The organism is Alteromonas marina (assembly GCF_000808575.1).
GTDB lineage: Bacteria > Pseudomonadota > Gammaproteobacteria > Enterobacterales > Alteromonadaceae > Alteromonas > Alteromonas marina_A.
Window position 1 is genome coordinate 1 of the sequence record NZ_JWLW01000024.1, and the last position, 3,461, is coordinate 3,461.

The following is a 3,461-nucleotide window of genomic DNA, read 5'->3' on the forward strand; positions in this document are numbered from 1 at the left end:
GGGAAATTATAAGCACTCATCTTGTATTCACTGTCAGCGCCACTGACAATCTTTGCTTGTATTTTGTTATTGCGTTTAAGGCGACCGAACAGGGTGACTTCACTGATGCCATCGCCGTCAAAATCACTGTGTTGATAATACGCGGGCGAATGGAAAAGGGCAGGGAAACTGTATACACCGTAGTCAGCACCACTCGCGCCATTTTGCACGCGAAGCTGTGGTCTAGCACCATCTTTAAATGTGCCCTCAAGGGCAATTTCAGGTACCCCATCACCGGTTAGGTCATCCATCACCATAACCTGCATGTTCTTCCAGTTTGCGGGCCAATTGAATACAGAAATGCGTTTGCCAGTACTGCCACTACGCACAAAGAACTGCGGTTTACCTTCGTTCCCTTCATCCTGGCGAATACCGAATAACCCGATATCCATCACACTATCACCGTCCATATCAGGTAAGGCGATAGGTGTTATAGACGAGGGCACGTAAGCGCCCGCTGCCCAGCGAATGTTCGACAGTTCAGCACTATCCACAGGATTTATAATGGAAAGACTAGGCACACCACCACCTACACTAAACACACCCAGTTCCGTGACACCATCGCCATTCACATCCTGCCACAGTAACGGTATGCCAGAACTTAACTCAGAAACACGAGAGTCATCAGGCACGGTAGGGTTGTTATCCAGCTTATCGTTAATGCCATCACCATCAGAATCGGCATTAAACGGGTCGGTGCCATATTCAAACTCTTCAAGGTTAGTCAGGCCGTCTCCGTCGGCATCGCCATCGGCATCAGCCACTAGTGGATTTAACCCCACACGCGCTTCATACACATCCGGCATGCCGTCGTTGTCGTCATCAGGGTCGGCATTGTCGCCTATGCCGTCGAGGTCGTTGTCTGCCCATTCCGTTGGGTCGTCAGGAAAAAGATCTTCTAAGTCTATAATGCCATCGCTATCCATATCTTTTGCTACAAAGTTCAAGAGTAATTCGGTATGTGAGCGTTGGTCATCTTCTGCGTTTAAAGAATACCGAATTATGCGGCCACCTAGTGGCACGCCAGAAAAAGTGATTCCAAATAAGGGAGGAGCAAAAGAAGTGTTTTCGCCAATAAAATTAATAAACGTATTGTCGAAATTACTGCCGACAGTCTTTAAGTTATTAACCGTTAAATTAGTAATTCTAGACCAACCTGCCTCGGTTCTAGCATGGGGTAAAAGAAGCTCGCTAGAGACATCGAGTTCATAAATACCAATAGAGTTTTCGTTTACTACACAAACAGACGCGCTAAAGCATTGATCAGAAAGTGTTATATTGCTGTAATCGTTGGCTTGCGTTATAAATGATGCAACTTTTACTTGTGCTAAGTTTCCTATTTGCCCTGTTTTATCGAATGTCGTATAGGACTGAATAGCTAAACCTCCTACTCTTTCTTGGGCCAAAGTTTCTCTACTTGAATCTATAAAACCAGCGGTTATTGTCATTTCGTAATCAGCAGCTAAAACGCTACTGCTTGCCATTGTCAACGAAAAGAACAGCGCTTTATGGGAATATTTCATTGCTAGACTCCTAACGCAAACGAGGTACGGCAATTACGCGTACATTCACTGCATCAGTAGTTTCTTCAGCGATTTCATTGAACAAAGGAACGATGTATGGCAACTCTTCGCTTTCTCGAATGTTAGTGTATTGCTCAAAACCATAGGGGCCACCATATACCCCAATATCTGGTAGCGTCTTATCAATGTCATATAACATAAGTGCGTCGTAACCACCGTTTTTCGCAGGAGAAGTTTCGCTTACTCTAAAACTGTCGCCAACGAATTGCGGGTCAGCGTTAATGTTGCTCTCACTTTCTGAGCAGTTTTCTACATTCCCAAAACAAATATTATGGGTAGCAACTACTATATTTTCATAACCTTGTGCGGCGGTATCTTGGTTAAAAGATATGGCAGGTATATGGGCTCCAAAGATAATGTTGTTGCGAACTGTTGCATCACCGATAATAGTATAAATAGCCCCCGCATCTGAGTCGTTAAGTGGGGCAGGTAGTGAAGCGTCGTAAACAATAGTATTGTTATAAATTGAAGCTGTTGTATTGAGTCCAACATGCGCCATGCCTACAGCAACAAGGGCCGATACCCGTTCATTTTCGACAGGCCTATCACCATCTTGAATTTTGAAATGAATTTTGTTGGATGCTACAGTGGTCGAAGCAACGCTGTTCAAGTTAATAGCATATCGCTTGTCAAAATTATTGTTTCCTGCACCTTCAGTTTGGCTGTCGTATCGCGCGGTTTCCACTTGAAAAGAGTTGCCTACAATAAAACCTTCATTCAAACTCTGTGCGTTTGGGTGGTTTGATTGAACGCATATTCCGCTACCGGCACTGAAACAGTTGATATCGTTACCCACAATGTGCTGCGCGCTAATAACAGCACCTGAGTTCTGACGTATATTGTTGTAGGCAACAACATTCGCATCCATTCTTTCTTGGCTATCTAAAATAATGTCGTTACCGATAATGACAGCCGGATTAGCTGTAGATTTAACGCTGCCTCGAAGAATACTGTCAGATATCACCATACCGCAGCCATTTATCGTAATATCCGCGTTGGTGATAATCCCTTGAAGGGTAATTATGTCACCGTCTAAAAATGAATACTGCTCGCCTTCTTCAGTGCTACAATTCACGTCAGTAATGCGAACAACATTGAGCGTTGGTCTATCGTCAGCACTTTTAGCGCGAAGGGTGATTGGTTTATTTATAACAAAATAGTCATCGTCAGGGCGTATTGAAGGTAAACTAACATCATAAACTCCCGAGCTTAAGATTAGCGTGTCACCTGCTTCTGCAGCGTTTATTGCGGTTTGCAGGGTGTTTGTTCCAGGGTTTACATTAATAACTTTTGCGCTGACAGCAATAGGCATAGCAGCAAGTAAACACGATAATATTATTGAACGTCTCATCTTTTTCTCTGACCTTGAATGGTTTTAACTATCTATACGTCTATTTATGGCGATCAAATATAGGTAATTGCAATATATCTCTTATATTTTTGTAAATTCCCCCCAGTTTATGTTGACATTTGGATATAGCTAGATTGTCAAGTAGGCGATAAAGCGTCGGGACTTTTGGAGTAATAGATACGTTTAAAGACATGAATGACTACAAATCAAATTCCTTAGAAAAATCGCTGGTCAAATATGGAACATTAAGTTGTTTTAATCAATATCTTCACCTTGTTATGTGTAACTGTTAGAAAGAAAAGGCCAGCATGAGTAATTGTTAATGCCCACACTGGCCTCAATTTTTATCAACATACGGTTTTATCTTTAATGCATAGCAAATTCAGCTTGTGCGTTTTGAACCCCAAACACCACCACATTAGGCACACCATCACCATCGGTATCACCAATCTGATATACGGTTGGAGGGCTATCCCAGTCGCTGCCTA

Annotated in this window: 1 protein-coding gene and 1 pseudogene; both read right to left on the reverse strand. The window is 42.9% G+C overall.

Annotated features, from left to right (window positions below; genetic code table 11):
* Positions 1-1,562: pseudogene (locus tag RJ41_RS13880) on the reverse strand (hypothetical protein); the annotation flags it as partial.
* 10 nt (positions 1,563-1,572) lie between these two features.
* Positions 1,573-2,973, reverse strand: a complete 1,401-nt coding sequence (locus tag RJ41_RS13885) for a right-handed parallel beta-helix repeat-containing protein (RefSeq protein WP_039221973.1) — start codon at positions 2,971-2,973, stop codon at positions 1,573-1,575.
* Positions 2,974-3,461: the final 488 nt, after the last annotated feature.